The sequence below is a fragment of the Geodermatophilus sp. SYSU D00758 genome, assembly GCF_054049955.1.
The window spans coordinates 1-23,459 of record NZ_JBJGYK010000013.1 but is presented as its reverse complement, the minus strand read 5'-3'; the positions used below and the strand labels follow the sequence as shown (position 1 = coordinate 23,459).

Genomic DNA, 23,459 nt, shown 5'->3' with positions numbered 1-23,459 from the left:
GGGGTGACCACGCTCCACCCGGTCCGCTCGGCTCCCCCCGGCGCGGACCCCCTTCCCCCGGGTGGGCCCCTCCCGACGGGTCCCGCGCTGCCCGGCGCGGACCTGCTCGCCGACGTCCTCGCCGGCACACCCGAGGAGGAGCACCCGGTCACCCACGTCCACCGCGTCCGCGCCCGGCCCAGCCGCACGGCCCCCTGGCCGGAGTGGGTGCCCCCAGCGCTGCGCGAGCGGCTCGCCGCCGCCGGGGTCGGCAGCCCGTGGCGCCACCAGGTCGAGGCGGCCCGGCTGGCCCGCGACGGCCGGCACGTGGTGGTGGCGACGGGCACCGCCTCGGGGAAGTCGCTGGCCTACCAGGTCCCCGCCCTGACCCGGCTGGCCGAGGATCCGCGCGCCTGCGTCCTCTACCTCGCCCCCACCAAGGCCCTCGCCCGTGACCAGCTCGCCTCGGTGGCCGCCCTGGCCGACCCCTCGGTGCGGCCCGCGGCGTACGACGGCGACACCCCGGCCGAGGAGCGGGACTGGGTGCGCCGGCACTCGCGGTGGATCGTCACCAACCCGGACATGCTGCACCGCGGCGTGCTCCCCGCCCACCAGCGCTGGTCGAGCACGCTGCGCCGGGTCACCTACGTCGTCGTCGACGAGTGCCACGCCTACCGCGGCGTGTTCGGCTCGCACGTGGGGCACGTGCTGCGCCGGCTGCGGCGGATCTGCCGCCGCTACGGCGCCGACCCCGTGTTCCTGCTGGCGTCGGCGACCGTGGCCGAGCCGGCGGAGGCCGCCAGCCGCCTGGTGGGTGAACCCGTGGTGGCCGTGACCGACGACGGCTCGCCCCGGCCCGGCGCCACCTTCGCCCTGTGGGAGCCGCCGCTGACCGAGCGCACCGGTGAGCACGGCGCCCCGCTGCGCCGCTCGGCCGCCGCGGACGCCGCCACCCTGCTGGCCGACCTGGTCGAGCGGGGTGCGCGGACGCTGGCCTTCGTCCGCTCGCGGCGCAGCGCGGAGTCCGTGGCCGACCAGGCGCGGCGGGTGCTCCTCGACCGCGGCCGCGGCGACCTGGCCCGCCGGGTGGACAGCTACCGCGGCGGTTACCTGCCCGAGGAGCGGCGGGAGCTCGAGCGGGCCCTCTCCGCCGGCGAGCTGCTCGGGGTGGCCACCACCAACGCCCTCGAGCTTGGCATCGACATCGCCGGCCTGGACGCCGTCGTCCTCGCCGGCTACCCCGGCACGCTGGCCTCGCTCTGGCAGCAGGCGGGCCGGGCCGGCCGGGCGCAGCGCGAGTCGCTCGTGGTCTTCGTCGCCCGCGACGACCCGCTGGACCACTACCTCGCCCACCACCCGCGGGCGGTCTTCGGCCGGCCCGTCGAGGCCACGGTCACCGACCCGGCCAACCCGCACGTGCTCGGCCCGCAGCTGTGCTGCGCCGCCGCGGAGCTCCCGCTCGTCCCGGCCGACCTCCCCGACTTCGGCGGGCCGGCGGCCGAGGCCCGGCTGGCGGAGCTGGTCGCCGAGGGCCTGCTCCGCCGCCGCCCGGCGGGCTGGTACTGGGCCGGCCGGGGCCGCCCCGACGTGGACATCCGCGGCAGCGGCCTGGAGCCGGTCTCCATCATCGAGGGGGGCACCGGCCGCCTCCTGGGGACCGTCGACGGGGGCGCGGCGCACGCCACGGTCCACACCGGCGCCCTCTACGTCCACCGCGGCGAGACCTACGTCGTCGACGAGTTCTGCGTCGAGGACGCCTGCGCCGTCGTGCACGCCGACAGCCCGGAGTGGACGACGGTGGCCCGGGACGTCACCGACCTTGCGATCGTCGGCACCGACCGGTCCCGGCGGCTCGGCGCCGTCACCGCGCACACCGGCACCGTCGACGTCACCAACCAGGTGGTGGCCTACCAGCGGCGGCGGCAGGGCACCGGCGAGGTGCTGGCCGAGTTCCCCCTCGACCTGCCCCCGCGGCAGCTGCGCACCCGTGCGGTGTGGCTGACCCTCGACGGCCGGGCGGTCGAGCGCGCCGAGGTCGACGACGCCGCGCTGCCGGGGGCCCTGCACGCGGCCGAGCACGCGGCGATCGGGATCCTGCCGCTGCTGGCGACCTGCGACCGCTGGGACCTCGGCGGGCTGTCGACGGCGCTGCACCCCGACACCGGTACCGCGGCGGTGTTCGTCTACGACGGCCACCCCGGGGGCGCCGGCTTCGCCGACCGCGGGTTCGACGCCCTCCGCCGCTGGCTGCAGGCCACCCGGGCGACCGTGGCCAGCTGCGAGTGCGAGAGCGGCTGCCCCTCCTGCGTGCAGTCCCCGAAGTGCGGCAACGGCAACGACCCGCTGGACAAGGACGGCGCGGTCCGGGTGCTCGACGTCGTCCTCGACGAGCTCGCCACCGCGGAGGAGCGGGCACCGGAGGACGAGGACCAGGCCGAGGCGCGGGAGACGGAGGACGACGACCTCGCGGAGGAGGGGGAGTCGGGGGACGACGACCTCGCGGAGGAGGGGGAGTCGGGGGACGACGACGCCGCGGCCGCACCTCCCGAGGTCCGCACCGCGCCCCGGCCCCACGGAAGCGCGCCTCCCGACCGGTCGCGCCCGGCCGACGGGCCCGCCGACCACGAGGTACCGCCCGACCCGGACGAGGACGACCTGGTGTTCTGAGCCGTGCGGTCTCAGCCCTCGACGTCGAAGGCCACCGCGCGGACCGGGGCGCCGTCGGCACCGGTCAGGCGCAGCGGCAGCACGCTGACGACCGGATCGGAGCCGGCGAGGGCGTCCAGCCCCCGCAGGTTCTCGACGATGACCCCGCCGGCGCCCAGCACCGCCAGGTGGGCGGCGAACCCGTCCGCCGGCTCCCCGCCGACCACGGTCTCGTCCAGGCTCAGCGCGTCCAGCCCCACGGTCCGCACCCCGGCGGCCACGAGGCGCTCGGCCGCGTCCCCGGTCAGGAAGGGGTGCTCGAGGTAGGCGTCTGTGCCCCAGTACCGGTCCCAGCCGGTCCGCAGCAGGAGCATGCGGCCAGGGCCCACGCGGTCGGCGTACGGCGCGAGGTCGGCCCACCCGATGCGGCCGTGCGGCGGCTTCCCGCGGACGTCGGCGACGACGGCCGGCCCCAGGAACAGCTCCAGCGGCAGCTCGTCGATGCGGGCGCCGTGCTCGAGGAAGTGGTACGGGGCGTCGACGTGGGTGCCGGTCTGGGAGCCCATCTGCACGTGCAGCAGGTTGTAGCCCTCCGCCGCCAGGGTCGCGGCCGGGCGGAGGCGGGCGACCGGGTCCCCCGGGTGGACGGGGGTGTCGTCGTCCAGCGGGTGGGAGAGGTCGACGACCCGCCCGATGCGCGGCCCGGTCACGGGGCGGGGGTGAGGGCCCACAGGACCTGGCACCGCTCGGTGTCCGACGGGTTGACCCACGTGTGCGGGCTGGCTCCAGGCATCCGGATGACCTGCAGCTCGCGCTGGGTGCCCGCCGTGAGCAGCACCCCCCGGAGCCCCTGCCGGCCGAGGTGGATCGGCGGCGCATCGGCGGCATGCACCAGCGAGGTCTCCGGCGGCTGGAACAGCTGCTCCACCCCGATGCCGGGGACGCCGCACACCGTGACCAGCGAGGCGACCGACGGCGAGACCTCGTTGGCCTCGAGCCGGCTGAGGAAGCCCCTGGTCAGGCCGGCCTGCGCCGCGACCGCCGCGAGCGTGAGCCCGGCCGCCTGCGGCGCCGCCCGCAGCCGGGCCCCGACCAACGCCTCCGCGGGGTCGTGCGGCCGCGCCAGCCGCCGGACCTCCCCGGCCATCCCCCGCCCCTCGCCCGTCGTGCCGTACCGGCTTCAGCATGCCGGTGCCACTGCGGAACTCCTGGTACCCGTCAGGTAACCACCCTCCAGCCTCGGCGCGCCCCGGTGGTGTCCACCGCCTCATCCCCCGGAGGAGCGCATGCGTGCGAGCGGGGGGCGCTGGCTGGCCGTTCACGAGCACCTCCCACCCGACCCCGGCGCGGCCGCGTAGCCGCCGCTCACGGTGGCACGGGCCCGGCGCGCGCCCGTGCCACCGCAGGCCGCACCCCGAGCGGCCCCAGCCGGACGGCGACCTCCACCGCCACGTCGACGACGGCGTCGTCGGTCACCGTGCAGGAGCGCATCCGGGCCCCGTTGGCGCCGGCCACCGCGGTGGCGGCGGCGCACGCGCCGGGGTCGCCGCGCACGGCCCGGACCGCGGCGGCCAGGGCCGCCAGGTCGGCGGCCGCTCCCGCCCGGTGCCGCGCCGTCGCGGCCGCACCCACCAGGACGAGGGCCAGCGTCAATGCCGCCAGCACACCGGCCAGCGCCACCACCCACACGGTCGCCGACCCGCGCTCCGGGTGCCGGTGCGTCACCCGCCGGGCTCCCGTACCGCCACGGCCTCCGCCGCGACGGGCACCCGGAGCGGCGCCGGCCCCAGCGGTGCGACCTCCACGGCCACCCGCACCACGACCTCGCTCGCCCCGGACCCGACGGTGACCACCGCACCGCCGGGTGCGGCCCGCTCGGCCAGCGCCACGACGACCGCCGCGTCCTCACCCCGCGCGGCGGCCCGGGCCCCCTCCCGCGCCGCGTCGACGCAGCGCAGCTGCGCTGCCAGGACCGTCACCGCCGCCACGGCACCGGCCAGGACCACCAGCAGCACGGGCAGCACGACGGCGGTCTCCGCGGTGACCATCCCCGCCTCCTGGCGCCGCCGGCACCGCGGCGCCCCCCGACCGGCCACGGTCAGGACAGCGTGGCCAGCGCGTCGGCCACCAGGGCGCCGAGCGCGTCGACGACGGACCCGCCGGTGACCACCCGGTAGAGCACCGCGGCGAAGGCGCACGCGGCGACGGTGCCCACCGCGTACTCGGCCGTGCTCATCCCGGCCTCCCCGGCCGCCCGGAGCCGGGCCCACCGGCCCGCCGGCCGGGAGGTCGACCGGCCGGCCCCGGGCGCCGGCGGTGGGGCCGTGCCGGTCGCCGGGGCCGGCCGGGGCTGCTCGTCCTGCTGGTGGCTCACGGGTCCTCCTCGGTCGCGGCCCGCCGTCGGGGCCGTCGCGGGAGAGCCTGGGGCGGCGGGGAACCGCGCGGGGCCCACCGCCCGCGGCTGTGGAGGACGTCCTGGGTTGTGGACGGCCTCAGCCCAGGACGTCCCCGGCGATGCCGATGACGAGCGGCACCACGCCCAGGCAGAGGAAGGCGGGCAGGAAGCAGACCCCGAGGGGGGCCAGGACCCACACCCCGGCCCGCCGGACGGCGGCGTCGGCCCGGCTGCGCTCCCCCGCCCGCACGTCCGCGGCCAGGGCGCGCAGGGCCGGCACCACCGTGGACCCGGACTCCCCGGCCCGCACGACGGCACGGCGCAGCCCGGCGAGGTCGTCCGGCACGGCCTCCCACGCCTGCCGCGGGGGTGCGCCCAGGCGCTGCAGCGCGGCGACGGCGCCCAGCTCGCGACCCACCGGACCGGGCAGCGCGGTGGCGACCGCGGCGAGGGCGCCGGGCACGGCCAGGCCGGACTCGAGGCACACGGCGAGCAGGTCGCAGACCACCGGGAGGTCCCGGCGCAGCGCGGCGGCGTCCCCCGCTCCCCGGCCGTCCCGCGCCCGCAGCAGGCGCTCGGCCGTCCCGGTCCCGACGGCGGCCACCACGAGGCCCGGCACACCTCCGACCAGCGCCCCGGCCGCGAGGCCCGCCGCGGCGGCGAGCAGCCACCGCCCGCGGGGCCCGGTGACCGCGGCCCCCCGGCGCCGCGGGGGCGAGGGCCCCGGCCCGGCCAGTGCGCGCAGCCGGGCCCGGACCCCCGGTGCCCCGGACGGCCAGACCGCCACCGCCGCGGCCAGGCAGAGCAGCAGCGGCGCCGTGCCGCTCACCGCAGCGCCCGCCGGACCAGCCGCGCGGTCCAGGTCAGACCGACCGCCTCCAGACCGGCCCCGGCGACCAGCAGCACCTGGCCCGTGACCGTGCCCGTCAGCACCCCCCACGGATCGGCGCCGACGCCGGACCCCATCGCCAGCCCGAGCAGCGGGAGACCCGCGAGCACCGCGGTGCTCGCACGGGCACCCGCCGTCGCGGCCCGGAGCTCACCGGTCAGGCGCCGGCGGGCCCGCAGGTCGTCCTCGACCGCGGCGAGCACCGCGGCCAGCGAGCACCCGGTCCGCACGCTGAGCGCGACGGCGGCGGCGATGCGCTCGAGCGCGGCCCGCAGGGGCCCCTCGTCCGCCGCGGGGTCGGTGGCCCGCGGTGCCGCGCCCCCCGGGGGACCGAGCACGCCTCCCGGGGGACCGACCGCACCTCCCGGGGGACCGACCGCACCTCCCGGGGGACCGACCACGGCTCCCGGGGAGCGGACCGCGGTCGCCAGGGCCCGGCCGCTCGCGGCGTCGGCGCAGAGGGCCACGGCCGTCGCGGTCGCGGCCTCCAGCGGGCGCCCGGCCCGGAGCTCCGCGGACAGCGCACCCAGCGCCTCGGCGAGCGCGGCCAGCCGGCGCTCGGCCGCCAGGTCGGCTCGCCGGCGGCGCAAGGCCCGGGCAGCACCCCCCGCTCCGGCCCCGGCCAGTACCGCCACGACCGGCGGGGCGACCAGCGCCACGGCCGCGGTGACCAGCGCGACCGCCGCCACCGGCCGGGGCGGCCGCCGCGGGCGCGTCCGGTGCCGGTCCCGGGGACGCTGCGCCGGGGAGCCGGTCAGCCGGTCGGCCGCCGCGGTTGCCCGGGGCCAGGCCGCCACGGCGGCGGCGAGGACGAGCAGCGCCGCGGTCACCCCGGCCGACCCACCAGGGCCCGCAGCCGCCCGGCCTCCGGGCAGGGGCCGCCGTCGGCCCGCCAACCCGGCTCGACGGTGACCAGCGGACCGACCCGGCTGACCACGCCCAGCTCCTCGACCCGGCGGCCGGTCGCCGTCCGCCGCAGGTGGACGACCACGGCGAGCGCGGCCGCCGCCTGGCTGTGCACCGCCGCCCGTTCGAGCCCGGCGGCCACACCGAGGGCCTCCAACCGGGCGGGCACCTCCGCGGCCCGGTTGGCGTGCAGGGTGCCGCAGCCGCCGTCGTGCCCGGTGTTGAGCGCGGCCAGCAGGTCGGTGACCTCCGCACCCCGCACCTCACCGACGACGAGCCGGTCCGGCCGCATCCGCAGGGCCTGGCGGACGAGGTCGCGCAGGGTGACCTCGCCGACCCCCTCGACGTTGGGCGGCCGGGTGGCCAGCCGCACCACGTGCGGGTGGGCGGGGGCCAGCTCCGGGGCGTCCTCGCAGAGGACCAGGCGCTCGGTCGCCGGCACCTGCCCCAGGAGGGCGGCGAGCAGCGTCGTCTTCCCCGAGCCGGTGCCGCCGGAGACCAGGAAGGCCAGCCGGGCCCCCAGCACCGCGCGCAGCAGGTCGCCCGACTCCCCCGGCAGCGTGCCGCGGCGGTCGAGGTCGTCCAGGCCGAGCGCGGCCCGGCGCAGCACCTGCAGCGACAGGCACGTGCCCGTGGCCGCCACCGGGGGCAGCACGGCGTGCAGACGCGTGCCGTCGGGGAGGCCGACGTCCACCCACGGCGCCGCGTCGTCGAGCCGCCGGCCGGCCGCCGCAGCGAGCCGGACGGCCAGCCGGCGGACCGCGTCCTCGTCCGGGAAGCGCACCGGCGCGCGCTCGAGGCCGGCGCCGCGGTCCACCCAGACCTCCTCCGGCCCGTTCACCAGCACGTCGGTCACGCCGGGAGCGCGCAGCAGGGGCTCCAGCGGACCGGCGCCGGCCAGCTCGTCCACCGCGGCGCGCACCGCCTGCAGCACCTCGTCGTCGCCGAGCAGGCCACCGGCCTCCTCGCGCACCAGCGCCGCGACCGCGGCCCGCGTCGGCGGCCCCGGGTCGGCGGCCAGCCGCACGCGCACCCGCTCGACCAGCGCCGGCCCCGTCACGCCGCCTCCCCCGGTGCGGCCAGCTCCGCGCAGAGCCGGCGGGCCAACCGGCCCACCGGTGAGCGGGCCCCCGGGGCCGGCGGCAGGCCGCGTTCCCCGCGGTCGGCGGCACCGCGGTCGTGCCCCAGCTCGGCGAACACCGGCCGGCCGACCGCGGCGGCGACCTCCGCCGCGCCCAGGCCACCGGGGACCCGGCGCAGGACCACCCGCGCCGGCGCCCAGGCCGGTGGAGCGCCCGGGCCGGCACCGGCACCCAGCAGCACGCGGGCCGCCGTGGCGGAGCGGACCCGGCCGGCCACGAGCAGCACGGCCAGGTCGGCCTCGGCGAGCACGCGGTCCTCCACGTCGCGGCCGGCCGCGCGGTGCAGGTCGACGACCACGGGGCAGCCCGCGGACCGGGCCGCGTCGACGGCCGCCGCCACCGCCCCCGGGTCGACCGGCTGCACGGTGCCCCGGGAGCAGGCGAGCACGCCGACCCCGCCGGCCTCCGGCAGCGCCGCCAGCAGGGCCTCCCCGCCCACCCGGCCGCGCAGCCCGGACAGCTCGGGCCAGCGCGGCCCCTCGCACCCCTCGGCGCCCAGCACGAGGTCCAGCCCGCCACCCCCGGCGTCGGTGTCGACCAGCAGGGCCCGCCCCGCGGCGCCGGCGAGGACCGCGGCCGCGGCGGCGGCCAACGTGCTCGCGCCGGCACCCCCGCTGCTGGCCCCCACCACGAGCAGCGGCCCCCGCTCCACCGGCCCGCGCCCGGCCGCCGCGGCTCGGGCGAGCAGCCACTCCTCGTCGTCCGGGAGGACGGCGACCCGCTCCGCGCCCCGCTCGACGGCGGCGGCCCAGCACCGGGCCGGCAGCTCCGACCGGGCCACGACGACCAGGCCGGGCCGCCGGGGCAGCGCGCGCACCGCCGCCGCCGTGAGCAGGTCGGCGCCCAGCAGCACCAGGGGCGCCTCCCGGTGCGCGCGGCGCAGCGCCGGGCCGCCGGTGGCCAGCTCCGGCTCGGCGCCGGCGGCGGCGAGGACGCGCAGCAGGTCGTCGAGCAGGTCCTCGTCGGCGCTGACGACGAGCGGGCGCAGCGGTGTGGTGCGGGCGGTGGTCACCGGGGAAGCCCACCCGCCGGTGGCGGCGCCCGGCCAGGGCCGCGGCCGGTCTGTGGATGACCCGTTGGGGTGTGGAGCCGCTGCGATCCCCGTCACCCCGGCGGAGTCCACCTACAGTCGTGAACCGTGACCCGCGCGGCGGCGTTCTTCGACCTGGACAAGACGGTCATCGCCAAGTCCAGCACCCTGGCCTTCGGCCGGCCGTTCTTCCAGGGCGGGTTGATCAACCGGCGCGCGGTGCTGAAGGGGGCCTACGCGCAGTTCGTGTTCTCCCTCTCGGGCGCCGACGCCCAGCAGATGGAGCGGATGCGCGAGCAGATCACCCGGATGTGCACCGGGTGGGACGTCGCCACCGTGCACGACATCGTCCAGGAGACGCTGCACGACATCGTCGACCCGCTGGTCTACGCCGAGGCGGCCGACCTGATCGAGGAGCACCGGGCCGCCGGCCGCGAGATCGTCATCGTCTCCAGCAGCGGCGCCGAGATGGTCGAGCCGATCGGCGAGATGCTCGGGGTGGACCGGGTGGTGGCCACCCGCATGGTGACCGTCGACGGCCGCTACACCGGGGAGATCGACTTCTACGCCTACGGCGAGCACAAGGCCGAGGCGATGCGCGAGGTCGCCGCCGAGATGGGCTACGACCTCGCCGACTGCTACGCCTACAGCGACTCGGTCACCGACCTGCCGATGCTCACGGCGGTCGGCCACCCGACCGCGGTCAACCCCGACCGGGGCCTGCGCCGCGCGGCAACCGAGCAGGGCTGGCCGGTGCTGGAGTTCACCCGCCCGGTCTCGATGCGCTCGCGCTTCCCGGCTCCTCCCGGGCCGGTCGTGACCGGCGCGGCGGTGGGGGTCGGCGCCGCCGTCGTCGGCCTGGCCTGGTACGCCCGCCGGCGGGCGCTGCGGGAGACCGCGGGCAGCCCGCCGGCCCCCGTGCCCGGACGACGCCGCCACCGCGGCGCCTGAGCACGCCGAGGGCCGGGCTCCTCCTCGCCGGCGCCGGCGCCCCTGCCTCGGTGATCACGGGGATCCGGCAGGGGACACGGCGGGACACGCCGCCGTGGCCGGCACGATCCCCATGATCACCGCGGCGGGCGGCACCGCGGCGGGACGGCAGGTCACCGGGCCAGGCGCTCGCGGGCACCGTCGATGCGCTCGCGCACCCCGTCCGCCAGCGTCCGGACCGCCGACACCGGGCGGAACGCACGGGCCGCCCCGGTCAGCGCCGCCACCTCGTCGGCCGCCAGGTCCAGCTCCCCGGCGGCGGCGTTGGCCTCGACCTGGGCCACGCTCGAGGCGCCAGGGATCACCACGACCCGCGGCAGCGACACCAGCCAGGCCAGGGCCACCTGCGCCGGCTGCACGCCGTGCCCGGCGGCCACCTCGCGGAGCGTGTCGAGCAGCGGCTGCGCCCGGCGGAGGTTCTCGGTGCCGAACAGCGGGTTGACCGCCCGGACGCCGCCGGGCCGGTTCGCCGCCGAGTACCGGCCGCCGAGCAGCCCCTGGGCCAGGGGGCTGTAGGCGATCACCAACCGGCCCTCCCGCTCGGCGAAGGGCACGAGGTCGTCGAGCGGGCCGGGGTGGGCCAGGGAGAACTGAACCTGGTTGCTGATCACCGGCCGGCCGAGGGCGGCGTCTGCCGCGCGCCAGCGGTCCAGGGAGTAGTTGGAGACACCGACCGCGCCGATCCGGCCGGCGTCGAGCAGGTCGCGCATGGCCGGCATGGGCACCGAGTCGGGGACGACGGGGTTGGGCTGGTGGATCTGGTAGAGCGGCACCCGCTGCAGGCCCAGGCGCCGCGCGCTGCCGGCCAGCCGGTGGCGGACCAGCTTCGGGAAGGGCGCGACCGGGAAGATCTTGGTGGCGACGACGGCGTCCGCCCGCTCGTCGCCCAGCGCCTCACCGAGGATCCGCTCGCTGCGGCCGAGGCCGTACACCTCCGCCGTGTCGAACAGCGTGATGCCGAGCTCGCGGGCCCGGCGCACGATGTCGCGCGCGGCGCCGGAGGCGTAGTCCTCGCCGTAGCCCCACTCCCGCGAGCCGAACTGCCAGGTGCCCAGGCCGATCCGGCTGACCGGCCCGAGGCCGTCGACGTCCAGGACTCGCATGCCCGCCAGTCTCGCCGCCGCCGGCCCGGCGCGCAGGCCCGCGTGCCGGTCAGCCCCGGAGCAGGCTCTCGCAGACCGCGAGCCCCTCCTGCGCCCCGTGCGCGGTGGCCCGGCAGCAGCGGACCAGCCAGGCGGCGACCCCCTCGGGCCGGCCGGACGCGTAGCCGGCCAGCGCGTCCCGGTAGGCGTCGCGGCCCAGCTCGGCGAAGCCGACCTCGGGGACCGACACCGCCTTGGGGTCCAGGCCCCGTGCGATGACGGTCAGCCGGGACGCCGCCCGGGCGACGATGCCGTCGGCGGAGCCAAACGGGGCCAGCGCGGCGAGCTCGCCGTGCACCACCGCCGCCTGCACCACCGCGGGCACCGCCGTCCCCCCGGTCAGCAGGCCGAAGAGCCCGGCCAGCCGCGGGCCGGCCGGGTCCGCGGGGCGCCCCAGCCGCTCCCGGTCGACCAGGTCGGCGGCGGCGAGCACGTGCAGCCGGGCCAGCACCTGCCCCGGCGCCCGCGACCAGGTCTCCACCAGGCCGCCGAGCGCGCCGGAGGTCCGCAGCGCGCCCTGGACGACGGGGTCGTCGACCTCGCCGGCGCGCAGCTCGGCCAGCGGGACGTCGACCCCCTCCAGGGCCGCCGACGCGCGCGCCCCCCGCAGCGCCGACTCCGCGCTGACCCGGCTGGACTCCCGCCGCAGCACCCGGTGCCCGAGCAGGCGGTCGACGGCCGCGCGGGCCTCGTCGGCGGCCCCGCGGACGCCGGGGAGCTCCAGCAGCGGGGCGAGGGGGTCCGGGGCGGACGGGCGGGTCGCCGCGGGACCGGGGCGGCCGGCACCGGGGCGCACGGGGATGGTCACGACGACGACGGTACGAGGGTCGCCGGCCGGCCCTCCGCGCGGCCGGGACGCCGGGAGCCCCGCCGCGCCCGCGACCTGCCCGGTTACGCTCCCGGTCACCATGTCCGCCCCCCTCACCCTGCTGTTGGTCCGCCACGGCCAGAGCGAGTGGAACGCCGCGGGGCTCATGCAGGGGCAGACCGACGGGATCCCGCTGACCGGGCTGGGGCACGCGCAGGCCGCCCGCGCCGCCGAGGAGCTGGCCGCGCTGCGCCCGGGGGCGCTCGTGTCCAGCGACCTGCACCGGGCCGTGCAGACCGCCGAGCACTGCGCCCGCGCCACCGGGCTGCCGGTGACCACGACACCGGCGCTGCGCGAGCAGGCCTACGGCGTCCTCGAGGGCCGGCCCTCGCGGGAGCTGTGGGACGTCGTGGACTGGACCGATCCGCACTGGGCCGCCGAGGGCGGGGAGAGCCTGGCCGAGCTGCACGGCCGGGTCGCGGCCTACCTCGCCGCCCTGTGCGCCGACCCGCCCGCCGCGGTGATCGGGCTGGTGACCCACGGGGACACCATCCGGGCCGCCCAGGCCGTCGTCGCCGGGCTCGGACCGGACGCGCTGCCGGCGGTCACCCCGCCCAACGGGTCGGTGACCCGGCTCGAGGTGGTGCCGTGAGCCGGGTGCTCGTGCTGGGCGGGTCGCGCTCGGGCAAGTCGGCGCACGCGGAGGCCCTGGTCGCCGGCCGGGATCCGGTGACGTACCTGGCCGCCTCCCTTCCCGCCGACCCGGCGGACGCGGAGTGGGCCACCCGCGTCGCCGCGCACCGGGCCCGCCGGCCGCGGACCTGGCGCACCGTGGAGAGCACCGCCCCCGGCGACCTGCACCGCACCGGCACGGTCCTGGTCGACAGCGTGACCACCTGGGTGGCCGCCCTGCTCGACGCCTCCGGGGTCTGGGACGACGCCCCGGGCGCGCCGGACCGGCTCGCCGCCGCCTGCCACGACCTGGTGGGGGCCTTCGCCACCACGCCCGCGCACGTGGTCGCCGTCTCCGACGAGGTCGGGCTCGGCGTGGTGCCCGAGACCCGCTCCGGACGGCTGTTCCGGGACACGCTGGGAGCCGTGAACCAGCGGCTGGCGGCCACCGCCGACGAGGTCTGGTTCGTCGTCGCCGGGCTGCCGCAGCGGCTGCGGTGAGCGGGCGCCCGAGGTGGGCGGGGCCGCTGGAGTCCGTCGCGCTGCTCACCGTGCTCCCGGTGCCGGCGCGGGCGGCGGCGGGGACGGCGGGCGTGCTGCCGTGGGCACCGCTGGTCGGGCTGGTGCTGGGCGCCGCCGCGACGGGAGTGGGGGTGGCCGCGGCGGCCGCGGTCTCACCCCTGGCCGGCGCGGTGCTGGCCGTGACCACCCTGGCCGTGCTCACGCGGGGCCTGCACCTCGACGGCCTGGCCGACACCGCGGACGGGCTCGGACCGCTGCGCGGCCGGGACCGGGCCCTGCAGGTCATGCGCCAGGGGGACGTCGGCCCCTTCGGGGTGACGGCCCTGCTGCTCGTCGTCCTGCTGCAGGTGGCCTGCCTGGCGGAGCTGCTCGCGGCCGACGGCGGGTGGCCGGCGCTGGGCGCGGCGGTGGTCACCGCGCGACTGGCGATGGCCCGCGCGGGCCTGCCCGGCGTCCCCGCGGCGGAGGGCTCGACCCTGGGCCGGGCGGTCGCCGGGACGGTGCGTCGGTCCTGGCTGGCCGGCTGGTGCGCCGCCGTCGCCGCGCTGCTGGTCGTCGCCGCCGCCGGGGACTGGGGCCGCGCCGGTCAGCTGGCCGCCAGCGCCGCGGCCGGCCTGGTGGCGGCCGAGTGGGTGTACCGGCGCGCCCGGGCCCGCCTGGGCGGGGTCACCGGGGACGTCATGGGGGCGATGGGAGAGACCGCGGCCGCGGCCACCCTGCTGGTGGCCGCGGCCGTCGTGCCCTGAGGCGGTGTCCCGTTGCGCGAGCCCCCTGCAGGGGCCCGCCGAGGCCCTCTGCAGGGGCCCCGCCGCGGCCCCGTCCCGGGGCCCGCCCTGAGCTCGGGAAGGGTGGGGAGGACGGGGTCCTTCAACGGTGGGGGGCAGGGGGTCCTTTCAGCAGCGGCGCAGGAGCCCCGAGACTCAGTAGCGGCGCAGGAGCCCCGAGACCATCCGGCCGAGGCCACCACCCGATGCGGGCACCCCGGCCCGACCCCTGGTCCCCATGCCGCGGGTGCCCATACCCCGCCCGGTCGCCGGGCGGCCCATGCCACGCGTCGGGCGTGCGGCGGTCCGACCGCCGCGGGCCGCACCCCGCGCGGCCCCCCGCGTCGCCGACTCCGCCGTGCCCATCAGTCGTCCGAGGATGCTCATGGCGGCCGGATACCCCGCCTCGGACGGGACATGACGAACGGATGACGGCTCCCGGCGCGTCGAGACTCTGCGCACACGACCGTGCGCATCGCACTCAGGAGCGGGCGCCCTCCTGGGCCGCGGTCTCCCCGCCCTCCAGGTCGCCCTCGGTGTCCAGGTACGCCTGCTGCAGCTCGGCGAGCAGCCGCGGGTCCGGCTCGGCCCACATCCCCCGGTCCACCGCCTCGAGCAGCCGCTCGGCGATGCCGTGCAGCGCCCACGGGTTCGACCGCTCCATGAACTCCCGGTTCTCCGGGTCGAGGACGTAGGTCTCGGCGAGCTTCTCGTACATCCAGTCGGCCACCACTCCGGTCGTCGCGTCGTAACCGAACAGGTAGTCGACGGTCGCGGCCAGCTCGAAGGCGCCCTTGTAGCCGTGCCGGCGCATGGCCGCCAGCCACTTCGGGTTCACCACGCGTGCGCGGAAGACCCGGGCGGTCTCCTCCCCCAGCGACCGGGTGCGCACCGACTCCGGCCGGGTCGAGTCGCCGACGTACGCCGCGGGCGACGAGCCGGTCAGCGCACGGACCGTGGCCACCATCCCGCCGTGGTACTGGAAGTAGTCGTCGGAGTCGGCGATGTCGTGCTCCCGGGTGTCGACGTTCTTCGCCGCCACCGCGATCCGCCGGTAGGCCGCCTCCATGTCCGGCCGCGCCTCCACCCCGTCGAGGTCGCGGCCGTAGGCGTAGCCACCCCACACCGCGTACACCTCGGCGAGGTCGGCGTCGCCGCGCCAGTCGCGGGAGTCGATCAGCGGCAGCAGCCCGGCCCCGTAGGCGCCCGGCTTGGAGCCGAACACCCGGGTGGTGGCCCGGCGACGGTCGCCGTGGCCGGCCAGGTCGGCGTCGACGTGCGCCCGCACGAAGTTCTGCTCCGCGGGCTCCTCCAGGCCGGCGACCAGGGAGACCGCGTCGTCGAGCATGGTCACCACGTGCGGGAAGGCGTCGCGGAAGAACCCGGAGATGCGGACGGTGACGTCGATCCGCGGCCGCCCGAGCTCCTCCAGCGGCACCGGCTCCAGGGCGGTCACCCGCCGCGAGGCGTCGTCCCACACCGGGCGGACGCCGAGCAGCGCGAGCACCTCGGCGACGTCGTCGCCGGAGGTCCGCATCGCCGAGGTGCCCCAGACCGACAGGCCCACCGACGCCGGGTAGGACCCCGTGTCGGCCAGGTACCGCTCGACCAGCGAGTCGGCCATCGCCTGCCCGGTCTCCCAGGCCAGCCGGGAGGGCACCGCGCGGGGGTCGACCGAGTAGAAGTTGCGCCCGGTCGGCAGCACGTTGACCAGGCCGCGCAGCGGCGAGCCCGACGGCCCGGCCGGCACGTATCCGCCCTCCAGGGCGTGCAGGGTCGCGTCCAGCTCGTCGGTGGTGCGCTCCAGCCGCGGCACCACCTCGTCGACGGCGAACCGCAGCACCGCGGCGACGTCCTCCGACGGGCCGCCCAGCACCTCCTGCACGACCTCGGGGACGGCGGACGCCGTCCACCCGCGGGTCTCCATGCCGCCGACCAGCGCGGCGGCGAGCTCCTCGACCCGGTCGGTCGCGCGCAGCCCGGCCGAGCCGTCCTCGGCCAGGCCGAGGGCCTCGCGCAGCCCGGGCAGCGCGACCTGACCGCCCCAGATCTGCCGGGCGCGCAGCATCGCCAGGACCAGGTCGACGCGGTCCTGCCCGGACGGCGGCGTGCCGAGCACGTGCAGGCCGTCGCGGATCTGCGAGTCCTTGATCTCGCACAGCCACCCGTCGACGTGCAGGATCATCTCGTCGAAGTGCTCGTCGGCCGGGCGCTCGTTCAACCCGAGGTCGGCGTCGAGCTTGGCCGCCTGCAGCAGCGTCCAGATCTGGGCGCGGACCGCGGGCAGCTTCGCCGGGTCCATCGCCGCGACGTTGGCGTGCTCGTCGAGCAGCTGCTCGAGCCGGGCGATGTCGCCGTAGGAGTCCGCCCGCGCCATCGGCGGCACCATGTGGTCGACGAGCGTGGCGTGCGCGCGGCGCTTGGCCTGGCTGCCCTCGCCCGGGTCGTTGACCAGGAACGGGTAGACCAGCGGCACGTCCCCGATCGCGGCGTCCGGCCCGCACGAGGCGGACATGCCCACCGTCTTGCCGGGCAGCCACTCCATGTTGCCGTGCTTGCCGACGTGCACGATCGCGTGCGCGCCGAAGCTCTCCCGCAGCCACCGGTAGGCGGCCAGGTAGTGGTGCGACGGCGGCAGGTCGGGATCGTGGTAGATCGCGATGGGGTTCTCCCCGAAGCCGCGCGGCGGCTGCACCATCACCACGACGTTGCCGGCGCGCAGCGCCGCGAAGACGATGTCGCCCCCGTCCACGAACAGCGAACCGGGCGCCTCGCCCCAGTGCGACACCACCGCCTCGCGCAGGTCCTCGGGCAGGGTCTCGAAGGAGGCGCGGTACTCGGCGGCGGGGATGCGCACCGGGTTGCCCGACAGCTGCTCCTCGGTGAGCCAGTTCTCGTCCTGCCCGCCGGCGGCGATCAGCGCGTGGAAGAGCTTGTCGCCGTCGAGGTCCGCGACACCGGGCAGCGCGCCGGGCCCGTCGAACGGGCCGATGTCGTAGCCGGCGCCGTGCATGGCGGCCAGCAGCCGCACCACCGACGCCGGGGTGTCCAGCCCGACGGCGTTGCCGATGCGGGCGTGCTTCGTCGGGTAGGCCGACAGCATGACCACGATCCGCCGCTCGGCGGGTGGGGTGTGCCGCAGCCGGGCGTGCGCGACGGCGGTGCCGGCCACGCGGGCGGCCCGCTCGGGGTCGGGCACGTAGGAGGTGAGCCCGTCCTCGTCGGTCTCCTTGAACGAGAACGGCACGCTGATCAGCCGGCCGTCGAACTCCGGGATCGCCACCTGGTTGCCGACGTCGAGCGGCGAGAGCCCGTCGTCGTCGGCCAGCCACTCCTCCCGCGACCGGGTCAGGCACAGCCCCTGGACCACCGGCACGTCGAGCTCGGCGAGCGCGCCGACGTCCCAGGCGCCGTCGTCCCCGCCGGCCTGCGCGGTGGCCGGCCGCGAGCCGCCGGCGGCCAGCACGGTGACCACCAGGGCGTCGGCGGTGCGCAGGGTCCCCAGCAGCTGCGGGTCCACCGAGCGCAGGGACGAGGTGAAGACCGGCAGCGCCTGCCCGCCGGCGTCCTCGACCGCGCCGCACAGGGCCTCGACGAACGCGGTGTTCCCCGCCAGGTGGTGCGCCCGGTAGTAGAGGACGGCGACGACCGGCCCCTCGGTCCGCCGCGGGGGGCGCTCCAGCAGGCCCCAGTCGGGCGCGACCGACGGCGGCGCGAACCCCTCGCCGGTGAGCAGCACGGTGTCGGAGAGGAACCGGTGCAGCTGCACCAGGTTGTCCGGCCCGCCCTGCGCCAGGTACCCGTGCGCCTCGGTGGCCACGCCCATGGGGACGGTCGACAGCTCCATCAGCTCCGCGTCGGGCAGCTGCTCCCCGCCCAGGACGACGACCGGCAGGCCCAGCGCCAGCAGCGGGCGCAGCTGCTCCTCGTACTGCCGGCGCACGCCGAGGATGCGCACCACCACCAGCTCGGTGCCGGCGGCCAACCCGGCCGTGCCCTCGGGGGTGAGCCGGGCGGGGTTGCCCAGGCGCCACCCGGCCCCGCTGGCGCGTGCCGAGAGCAGGTCGGTGTCGCTGGTGGAGAGCAGGGTGAACACGCGTGCCGCGCCTCCTCCGGGGTCCGCACCCCGCGTCGTCGAGCACGGCAGGCCGGGCTCCCCGCCGCCGGGGTCGCGGTGGCCGGACCCGGCGGGCCCGCACCGCGGGCCGCCGCCCCGCCGGCCGTGGACGGCACCGGGACAGCCGACCGCGGACGACGGTGGTGTCGCACTGCCGTGGATGACCGGACGCTACCGGGTCCCCGCCGTCCCCGGACCGCGCCCGCCGGCGGCCGCGACACGCCGGGAGGTGGCCGGCAGAGGGAGCGCGCGGCAGGGCCGGGAGGGCCGGGAAGCGCCTGGCAGGACCGGCGTCCCGGACCCCGGACGGGCCGCTGACCTGCACGAAGGCAAGCCTCAGTTTGCTGGCGGGCACCTGGTGGCGATGCCATCCTCGGGGCCATGACGTCGCTCCAGGAACTGCCCCAGGTCCAGAACTGCTCGGTGAGCAGCTGTTCCTACAACGCCGACTCGGCGTGCCACGCCGGCGCGATCACCATCGGCGGCGACCACGCGCACTGCGGCACGTTCGTCGAGATCTCCTTCCGCGGCGGCCTCGACCGCAACGGCATGGTCGGCGCCTGCCACCGCTCGGACTGCAAGCACAACGACAAGCTCGAGTGCACCGCCCCGGGCGTGCGGGTCGGCCCCGGCGCGGACGCCGCCGACTGCCTGACCTACGAGGCCAGGTAGTCCAGGTCGGCCACGGGCTCGGGGCGGACGCCGCCCGAGGGGTCGGCGCGCAGCGCCCCGTCGGCCACCGAGAGCGCGGCCACCGGGTCGGCGTCGTCGACGAGGACGGCCCGGCCCGGGGCGGCCATGCCCCGCACCGCGTCGAGGACGGCCCGCCGCTCGGCGGCCGGCAGCCCGTCGGTCACCCGCTCGACCAGCACGATGGACGCCGGGCCCCGCCCGGCCGTCTCCAGCGCCGCGAGCCGCTCCGCCACGCCCGCACCCGCCGCCGCGGTGAGCCGCTCCACGGGCACCGACCCGTGGCCGGTCGCGCAGCGGCCGGTGGTGTCGTCCAGCGCCGCCATGACCGCACGGCGGGCGCCGTCCGGTCCGAGCAGCACCGTCACGCCGCCCAGCGCCAACCGCAGCCCCATCTGCCCTCCCTCGACCGAGTAAGGGAAGGCTAACCTCCCGCGGACGCGCGCGTCCAGGGCCGCCGGTCCCCCGCCCCGCACCCGCACCCGCACCCGCGGGTCATCACCTCGCCGTGCTGCCGACGCGGCCGGACCCCGCTAGCGTGCCCGCAACGACCGCCGGCGACAGGGGCCAGCCCATGTCCAGTTCGATCGTCGTGGGACTCGACGGCAGCGAGTCCAGCACGCGCGCCGCGCAGGCGGCGGCCGATGCCGCGCGCCGGCACGGGCTGAGGCTCGTCCTCGCCTACGTCGTCCCCTGGTCGCCGTTCGAGATCCACACCGCCGAGGAGAACGAGCGGCGCGCCATCGACAAGCGCCGCGAGATCGCCACCGCGCAGGAGAAGGTCCTCGACCCGGTGCTGCAGCAGCTCTCCGGCGACGGCGACCTGCAGGTGGAGAGCGTGGTGCGGCACGGCCACGCCGCCGAGACGCTGGTGACCCTGGCCCGCGAGCACGACGCGGCGTGGATCACCGTCGGCCGGGTGGGCCAGAGCCGGGTCCGCACCCTGCTCTTCGGCTCCACCCCGAGCAGCCTCATCCAACTGTCCCCCGTCCCTGTGCTGGTGGTCCCGTGAACGAGTCGTCCGACCTGCTGGCCGCCACCTTCGACGAGAGCGTCAACGCGTTCTTCGAGCCCATCTCGACCGCCATCTCGACGGTCGTCTTCTACGCCGTCCCGCTGGACTTCCTCGGCGAGGGCGTGGAGCTGCCGCTCATCGTGGTGTGGCTCGTCATCGCCGGGGCGTTCTTCACCGTCTACCTGCGCGGCTTCCAGTTCCGCGCGTTCGGCCAGGCGATCCGGCTCATCCGGGGCCGGTACGACGACCCGCGGGACGCCGGTGAGGTGACGCACTTCCAGGCGCTGGCCACGGCGGTCTCGGGCACCGTCGGCCTGGGCAACATCGCCGGGGTCGCGGTGGCCATCTCCCTCGGCGGGCCCGGCGCCACCTTCTGGATGATCGTCGCCGGGCTGCTCGGCATGTGCACCAAGGGCGTGGAGTGCACGCTCGGGGTGAAGTACCGCAACGAGTACCCGGACGGCCGGGTCTCCGGCGGCCCCATGTACTACCTGACCAAGGGGCTGCGGGAGAAGAGCCCGCGGCTGGGCACCCTCGGCAAGGTCCTCGCCGTCCTGTTCTGCATCTTCACCCTGGGCGGCGCCGTCGGCGGCGGGAACATGTTCCAGGCCAACCAGGCCTTCAGCCAGGCGCAGTCGGTCACCGGCGGGGCCGACGGGCCGCTCGGGTTCGGGGCCGCGGGTGCGGTGTTCGGCCTGGTGCTGGCGCTGCTCGTCGGCGCGGTGATCATCGGCGGGATCCGCAGCATCGCCCGGGTCACCGACAAGCTGGTGCCGTTCATGGCCGTCTTCTACGTGGTCGCCTGCCTGACGGTGCTGTTCGTGAACGCCGGCCAGATCCCCGAGGCCCTCGCCAGCATCGTCACCGGGGCGTTCAGCCCGGAGGCCGGCTACGGCGGGCTCGTCGGCGTGCTCATCCAGGGCTTCCGCCGGGCGGCGTTCAGCAACGAGGCGGGACTGGGCTCCGCGGCCATCGCGCACTCCGCGGTCAAGACCAACGAGCCGGCCACCGAGGGCCACGTCGCCGTCCTCGAGCCGTTCATCGACACCGTCGTCATCTGCACGATGACCGCCCTGGCCATCGTCATCACCGGCACCTACGCCGACGAGGCCAGCGCCCCCGGGGTGGAGACCACGTCGGCGGCCTTCGAGACCGTCGTCGGCTGGTTCCCGGTCGTGCTGGCGATCGCGGTGATCCTGTTCGCCTACTCGACCATGCTGGCCTGGAGCTACTACGGGCTGAAGGCCGCGACCTACCTCTTCGGCGAGTCGATGGTCGTCGACCGCACGTGGAAGCTCGTCTTCTGCCTGTTCGTGATCATCGGCGCGTCCTCGACGCTCGACTCGGTGATCGGCTTCTCGGACAGCATGATCTTCCTGATGGCCCTGCCGAACATCATCGGGCTGTACATCCTCGCCCGGGTGGTGAAGCGGGAGATCAACGGCTACCGCGAGCGGCTGGCCAGCGGCGAGATCCTCCCGGTGGCCGAACGCCGCTGAGCCGCGCGGCGCCGCGGGATCCCGAGCCGATTCGTCCCGTCGCGGGGCACTCCTCCCCCGGGTCCTTCGTTGAAGGGGTGCAGCCATCCCGACGAGGGTCCCGACCACGCGACGGAGGGCGGCCCCATGGCGCGGAGGAGCGATCGCCAGCGCGCGACCACCACGGCCCGGTCACCGGCCGGGCGGGAGCGGGCCGGGAACCGGGTGAACCTCGTGCACCGCGCCGGCGCCGTCCTCATCGGCGTCGTCCTGCTGGTCTTCGCGGTGCTCGGGTTCGCCCGCGGCCTGGCGTTCTTCTCGACGAGCGGGCAGACGGTCCTCGGCCTGTCCACCAACGGCCTGCTGTCGACGATCTCGGTGGTCGTCGGCCTGGTCCTGATCGGGGCCGCTCTGCTCGGGGGCCCGCGGACCGCCTCGACGGTGATGATCGTCGTCGGGGTCCTGTTCCTGCTGTCGGCGCTGGTCAACCTGTTCGTGCTGCTCCTGGACGAGGACTGGAACATCCTCGCCTTCGAGTTCAACAACGTGGTGTTCTCGGTCGTCGTCGGCCTCGTGCTGCTGCTCCTCGGCGCCTACGGCCGGATCAGCGGCAACCTGCCGGACGAGAGCCCCTACCGGAAGCCCGCGGACGCCGGCGGGGCCGGCAGCCGGCCGCTGGCCGAGGACCTGCCCCACAGCGAGCAGGAGGTCGCGGCGGACGCGGCGATGAGGGAGGCCGAACGCGCGGTCGCCCAGGGCACTGCCACCGCCGAGCAGCGCCGCCGGGTGGAGGCCATGTCGCACGTGAGCCGGCCGCAGGACCGCCGCCGGGTCTGGATGGAGTCCGGCGGGCCGCCCCGCTGATCCTCCCCGCGCCGCCCGGTCAGTCCGCCCCGAGCGCGTCGGCCATGCGGTGGTGCGGGACCGCCTCACCGGCCCGGCTCTGCCGCTCCAGCGTGCGGGCCAGGGCCCGGCGCGCCCAGCCGTTGGACGGCGCGAGCTCGACCAGCCGTCCCAGGGCCTCCTCGGCCCGGCCGAGCTGCGCCGAGCCGTAGTAGGCGCGAGCGAGGGCCTCGAGCGCCGCCTCGTTCGCCGGCTCGGCCTCGACCAGCGGCTCGAGCACCCGGGCCGCCTCGATGGGCTGGCCCACGGCGAGGAAGAGGTCGGCGCGCAGGAACTCCGAGTGCAGGTCGTGGCCGGGGGGCTGGGTCATGCCCGCGTCAACGCCACGCGGCCGTGGTGACTTCCACGATCGCAGCGGAACAAGATGGCGCACGACTTTCTTGCCCGCGCCTGCATCCGGGAGGAGGACCCGGGGGAAGAACGGGGTGTCACCGACCTCACACGAGGGAGCACCCCCATGGCCCTGCGTCCCCACTCCCGCCCTCGGACGGCGAGCAGGCCGACCGCCCCGGACCGCCCCGCCGCGACCCCACCCGCGCCCCGGGACGACGCCACCCCTGCCCCGCGCGCCGGCGCCGACAGCGGGGCCACCCCGCTCGGGGCCCGAGTCCCGGTGGTGCACCGCATCGGGGCGGTGGTGGTGGGCCTGGTCATCGCCACGTTCGGCGTGCTCGGCTTCGCCGGGGGCCTGGACTTCTTCTCCACCGAGGGTGAACGCGTCCTCGGCCTGTCCTCGAACGGCCTGCTCTCGACCATCTCGGTCGTCACCGCGCTCGTCCTCTTCGCCGCCGCGGCGGCGGGCGCCCGCGTCGCCTCGACCGTGATGATGGTCGTGGGTTCGCTGTTCCTCGTCTCGGCGCTGGCGAACCTGGCGGTGCTGCGGACCGACTTCAACTTCCTGGCCTTCGAGTTCCGCAACGTGGTGTTCTCCGTCTGCGCGGGGCTGGTCCTGCTCCTCCTCGGCGCCTACGGCCGGGTCAGCGGTCACCTGCCGGCCGACAGCCCCTACGCCACGGCCGCTGCCGACGACGTGGCGGAGGAGGACCCGGGCGCGGAGTTCCCCTCGACGCCCGCCGAGTTCGCCGCGGAGCGGGCCATGCGCGAGGCCGAGGTCGCCGTGGTCCAGCACCGGGCCACCGCCGAGCAGCAGCGCCGCGTGGCGGCCATGGCCGAGGTGCACAGCCGCGCCGACCGCCGGCGGGTGTGGATGTCCTTCGACGAGACCCCCGGGCACGCGCCCGGGTGACGGGGGGGGGGGGGGGGGGGGGGGGGGGGGGGGGGGGGGGGGGGGGGGGGGGGGGGGCGGGGGGCCGGGGCGCCGGGGGGGGGGGGGGGGGTGATTATATTACAAAAACACAAACAAATTTTTAT

The 23,459-nt window shown here is 77.5% G+C and carries 24 protein-coding genes; 10 read left to right on the top strand and 14 right to left on the bottom strand.

Translation table 11 applies throughout. The features are described from left to right. Positions 1 to 3: 3 nt before the first annotated feature. Complete coding sequence (locus ACI8AC_RS11380) at positions 4 to 2,646, top strand: DEAD/DEAH box helicase (RefSeq protein WP_456897878.1); 2,643 nt, start codon at positions 4 to 6, stop codon at positions 2,644 to 2,646. Positions 2,647 to 2,657: 11 nt separating this feature from the next. Here the strand turns inward: ACI8AC_RS11380 and ACI8AC_RS11375 are convergent, their stop codons facing one another. The 9 genes from ACI8AC_RS11375 to ssd all read right to left on the bottom strand — a co-directional run bounded on the left by ACI8AC_RS11375 (position 2,658) and on the right by ssd (position 8,969). Continuing rightward, on the bottom strand, positions 2,658 to 3,335 hold the full coding sequence (locus ACI8AC_RS11375) for a cyclase family protein (RefSeq protein WP_456897877.1): 678 nt from the start codon (positions 3,333 to 3,335) through the stop codon (positions 2,658 to 2,660). Continuing rightward, positions 3,332 to 3,772, bottom strand: coding sequence for a helix-turn-helix domain-containing protein (locus tag ACI8AC_RS11370; protein WP_456897876.1), 441 nt, complete (start codon positions 3,770 to 3,772; stop codon positions 3,332 to 3,334). Before ACI8AC_RS11370 ends, ACI8AC_RS11375 begins: the two co-directional genes overlap by 4 nt. Before the next feature lie 218 nt (positions 3,773 to 3,990). Further along, positions 3,991 to 4,350 (bottom strand): Rv3654c family TadE-like protein, encoded by a 360-nt coding sequence (locus ACI8AC_RS11365; protein WP_456897875.1) that lies wholly within the window; start codon positions 4,348 to 4,350, stop codon positions 3,991 to 3,993. Then, positions 4,347 to 4,673 (bottom strand): TadE family type IV pilus minor pilin, encoded by a 327-nt coding sequence (locus tag ACI8AC_RS11360; RefSeq protein ID WP_456897874.1) that lies wholly within the window; start codon positions 4,671 to 4,673, stop codon positions 4,347 to 4,349. The genes ACI8AC_RS11365 and ACI8AC_RS11360 overlap by 4 nt, the downstream gene beginning before the upstream one ends. 50 nt (positions 4,674 to 4,723) lie before the next feature. Next, a complete protein-coding gene (locus ACI8AC_RS11355) occupies positions 4,724 to 4,999 on the bottom strand; it encodes a DUF4244 domain-containing protein (protein WP_456897873.1) in 276 nt (91 codons plus the stop codon). A 118-nt stretch (positions 5,000 to 5,117) separates the two neighbouring features. After that, the gene (locus tag ACI8AC_RS11350) at positions 5,118 to 5,849 is read right to left on the bottom strand and encodes a type II secretion system F family protein (protein ID WP_456897872.1); all 732 of its coding nucleotides are present in this window, start codon (positions 5,847 to 5,849) and stop codon (positions 5,118 to 5,120) included. Continuing rightward, positions 5,846 to 6,739, bottom strand: a complete 894-nt coding sequence (locus ACI8AC_RS11345) for a type II secretion system F family protein (protein WP_456897871.1) — start codon at positions 6,737 to 6,739, stop codon at positions 5,846 to 5,848. Before ACI8AC_RS11345 ends, ACI8AC_RS11350 begins: the two co-directional genes overlap by 4 nt. Further along, the gene (locus ACI8AC_RS11340) at positions 6,736 to 7,875 is read right to left on the bottom strand and encodes a TadA family conjugal transfer-associated ATPase (RefSeq protein WP_456897870.1); all 1,140 of its coding nucleotides are present in this window, start codon (positions 7,873 to 7,875) and stop codon (positions 6,736 to 6,738) included. Before ACI8AC_RS11340 ends, ACI8AC_RS11345 begins: the two co-directional genes overlap by 4 nt. Beyond that, positions 7,872 to 8,969: a septum site-determining protein Ssd gene (ssd, locus tag ACI8AC_RS11335; RefSeq protein WP_456897869.1), complete on the bottom strand. Its 1,098-nt coding sequence runs from the start codon at positions 8,967 to 8,969 to the stop codon at positions 7,872 to 7,874. Before ssd ends, ACI8AC_RS11340 begins: the two co-directional genes overlap by 4 nt. A 126-nt stretch (positions 8,970 to 9,095) precedes the next feature. On the opposite strand from ssd, the gene ACI8AC_RS11330 reads away from it, so the two are divergent. Further along, on the top strand, positions 9,096 to 9,938 hold the full coding sequence (locus tag ACI8AC_RS11330; RefSeq protein WP_456897868.1) for an HAD family hydrolase: 843 nt from the start codon (positions 9,096 to 9,098) through the stop codon (positions 9,936 to 9,938). 152 nt (positions 9,939 to 10,090) lie between these two features. On the opposite strand, the gene ACI8AC_RS11325 is transcribed toward ACI8AC_RS11330, so the two are convergent. Next, entirely contained in the window at positions 10,091 to 11,080 is a 990-nt protein-coding gene (locus ACI8AC_RS11325; RefSeq protein ID WP_456897867.1) for an aldo/keto reductase, read from the bottom strand. Positions 11,081 to 11,129: 49 nt separating this feature from the next. Next, positions 11,130 to 11,927 carry an oxidoreductase gene (locus tag ACI8AC_RS11320; RefSeq protein ID WP_456897866.1) on the bottom strand — a complete coding sequence of 266 codons (798 nt, stop codon included), beginning with the start codon at positions 11,925 to 11,927 and terminating at the stop codon, positions 11,130 to 11,132. Between the two features lie 100 nt (positions 11,928 to 12,027). Between ACI8AC_RS11320 and ACI8AC_RS11315 the strand changes: the two genes are divergently transcribed. From ACI8AC_RS11315 to ACI8AC_RS11305, 3 genes are read left to right on the top strand one after another with little or no spacing between them, the layout of a single operon-like run. Beyond that, the gene (locus tag ACI8AC_RS11315; RefSeq protein ID WP_456897865.1) at positions 12,028 to 12,579 is read left to right on the top strand and encodes a histidine phosphatase family protein; all 552 of its coding nucleotides are present in this window, start codon (positions 12,028 to 12,030) and stop codon (positions 12,577 to 12,579) included. Beyond that, entirely contained in the window at positions 12,576 to 13,100 is a 525-nt protein-coding gene (cobU, locus tag ACI8AC_RS11310; RefSeq protein WP_456897864.1) for a bifunctional adenosylcobinamide kinase/adenosylcobinamide-phosphate guanylyltransferase, read from the top strand. The genes ACI8AC_RS11315 and cobU overlap by 4 nt, the downstream gene beginning before the upstream one ends. Then, complete coding sequence (locus ACI8AC_RS11305) at positions 13,097 to 13,867, top strand: adenosylcobinamide-GDP ribazoletransferase (RefSeq protein WP_456897863.1); 771 nt, start codon at positions 13,097 to 13,099, stop codon at positions 13,865 to 13,867. The genes cobU and ACI8AC_RS11305 overlap by 4 nt, the downstream gene beginning before the upstream one ends. Before the next feature lie 499 nt (positions 13,868 to 14,366). Here ACI8AC_RS11305 and cobN read toward each other — a convergent pair whose 3' ends face one another. Beyond that, positions 14,367 to 17,981 carry a cobaltochelatase subunit CobN gene (gene cobN / locus ACI8AC_RS11300; RefSeq protein ID WP_456897862.1) on the bottom strand — a complete coding sequence of 1,205 codons (3,615 nt, stop codon included), beginning with the start codon at positions 17,979 to 17,981 and terminating at the stop codon, positions 14,367 to 14,369. A gap of 402 nt (positions 17,982 to 18,383) precedes the next feature. Here cobN and ACI8AC_RS11295 point away from each other — a divergent pair, with 402 nt between their 5' ends. Continuing rightward, positions 18,384 to 18,674, top strand: a complete 291-nt coding sequence (locus ACI8AC_RS11295) for a DUF1540 domain-containing protein (RefSeq protein WP_456897861.1) — start codon at positions 18,384 to 18,386, stop codon at positions 18,672 to 18,674. Here the strand turns inward: ACI8AC_RS11295 and ACI8AC_RS11290 are convergent. Continuing rightward, complete coding sequence (locus tag ACI8AC_RS11290; RefSeq protein ID WP_456897860.1) at positions 18,659 to 19,087, bottom strand: hypothetical protein; 429 nt, start codon at positions 19,085 to 19,087, stop codon at positions 18,659 to 18,661. The two genes, ACI8AC_RS11295 and ACI8AC_RS11290, sit on opposite strands and share 16 nt — an antisense overlap. Before the next feature lie 179 nt (positions 19,088 to 19,266). Here ACI8AC_RS11290 and ACI8AC_RS11285 point away from each other — a divergent pair, with 179 nt between their 5' ends. The 3 genes from ACI8AC_RS11285 to ACI8AC_RS11275 all read left to right on the top strand — a co-directional run bounded on the left by ACI8AC_RS11285 (position 19,267) and on the right by ACI8AC_RS11275 (position 22,049). Further along, the gene (locus ACI8AC_RS11285) at positions 19,267 to 19,704 is read left to right on the top strand and encodes a universal stress protein (RefSeq protein ID WP_456897859.1); all 438 of its coding nucleotides are present in this window, start codon (positions 19,267 to 19,269) and stop codon (positions 19,702 to 19,704) included. Further along, positions 19,701 to 21,206 (top strand): alanine/glycine:cation symporter family protein, encoded by a 1,506-nt coding sequence (locus ACI8AC_RS11280; RefSeq protein WP_456897858.1) that lies wholly within the window; start codon positions 19,701 to 19,703, stop codon positions 21,204 to 21,206. Before ACI8AC_RS11285 ends, ACI8AC_RS11280 begins: the two co-directional genes overlap by 4 nt. Before the next feature lie 126 nt (positions 21,207 to 21,332). Then, on the top strand, positions 21,333 to 22,049 hold the full coding sequence (locus tag ACI8AC_RS11275; RefSeq protein ID WP_456897857.1) for a DUF4383 domain-containing protein: 717 nt from the start codon (positions 21,333 to 21,335) through the stop codon (positions 22,047 to 22,049). 19 nt (positions 22,050 to 22,068) lie between these two features. On the opposite strand, the gene ACI8AC_RS11270 is transcribed toward ACI8AC_RS11275, so the two are convergent. Next, complete coding sequence (locus tag ACI8AC_RS11270) at positions 22,069 to 22,398, bottom strand: tetratricopeptide repeat protein (RefSeq protein WP_456897856.1); 330 nt, start codon at positions 22,396 to 22,398, stop codon at positions 22,069 to 22,071. A 303-nt stretch (positions 22,399 to 22,701) separates the two neighbouring features. On the opposite strand from ACI8AC_RS11270, the gene ACI8AC_RS11265 reads away from it, so the two are divergent. After that, on the top strand, positions 22,702 to 23,334 hold the full coding sequence (locus tag ACI8AC_RS11265; protein ID WP_456897855.1) for a DUF4383 domain-containing protein: 633 nt from the start codon (positions 22,702 to 22,704) through the stop codon (positions 23,332 to 23,334). Positions 23,335 to 23,459: the final 125 nt, after the last annotated feature.

Bases quoted from the DNA above. Each gene is read 5' to 3' on its own strand.
- ACI8AC_RS11370 (WP_456897876.1), bottom strand. From the start codon at position 3,772: ATGGCCGGGGAGGTCCGGCGGCTGGCGCGGCCGCACGACCCCGCGGAG.
- ACI8AC_RS11360 (WP_456897874.1), bottom strand. From the start codon at position 4,673: ATGGTCACCGCGGAGACCGCCGTCGTGCTGCCCGTGCTGCTGGTGGTC.
- ACI8AC_RS11325 (WP_456897867.1), bottom strand. From the start codon at position 11,080: ATGCGAGTCCTGGACGTCGACGGCCTCGGGCCGGTCAGCCGGATCGGC.
- ACI8AC_RS11315 (WP_456897865.1), top strand. From the start codon at position 12,028: ATGTCCGCCCCCCTCACCCTGCTGTTGGTCCGCCACGGCCAGAGCGAG.
- ACI8AC_RS11295 (WP_456897861.1), top strand. From the start codon at position 18,384: ATGACGTCGCTCCAGGAACTGCCCCAGGTCCAGAACTGCTCGGTGAGC.
- ACI8AC_RS11290 (WP_456897860.1), bottom strand. From the start codon at position 19,087: ATGGGGCTGCGGTTGGCGCTGGGCGGCGTGACGGTGCTGCTCGGACCG.
- ACI8AC_RS11285 (WP_456897859.1), top strand. From the start codon at position 19,267: ATGTCCAGTTCGATCGTCGTGGGACTCGACGGCAGCGAGTCCAGCACG.
- ACI8AC_RS11275 (WP_456897857.1), top strand. From the start codon at position 21,333: ATGGCGCGGAGGAGCGATCGCCAGCGCGCGACCACCACGGCCCGGTCA.
- ACI8AC_RS11270 (WP_456897856.1), bottom strand. From the start codon at position 22,398: ATGACCCAGCCCCCCGGCCACGACCTGCACTCGGAGTTCCTGCGCGCC.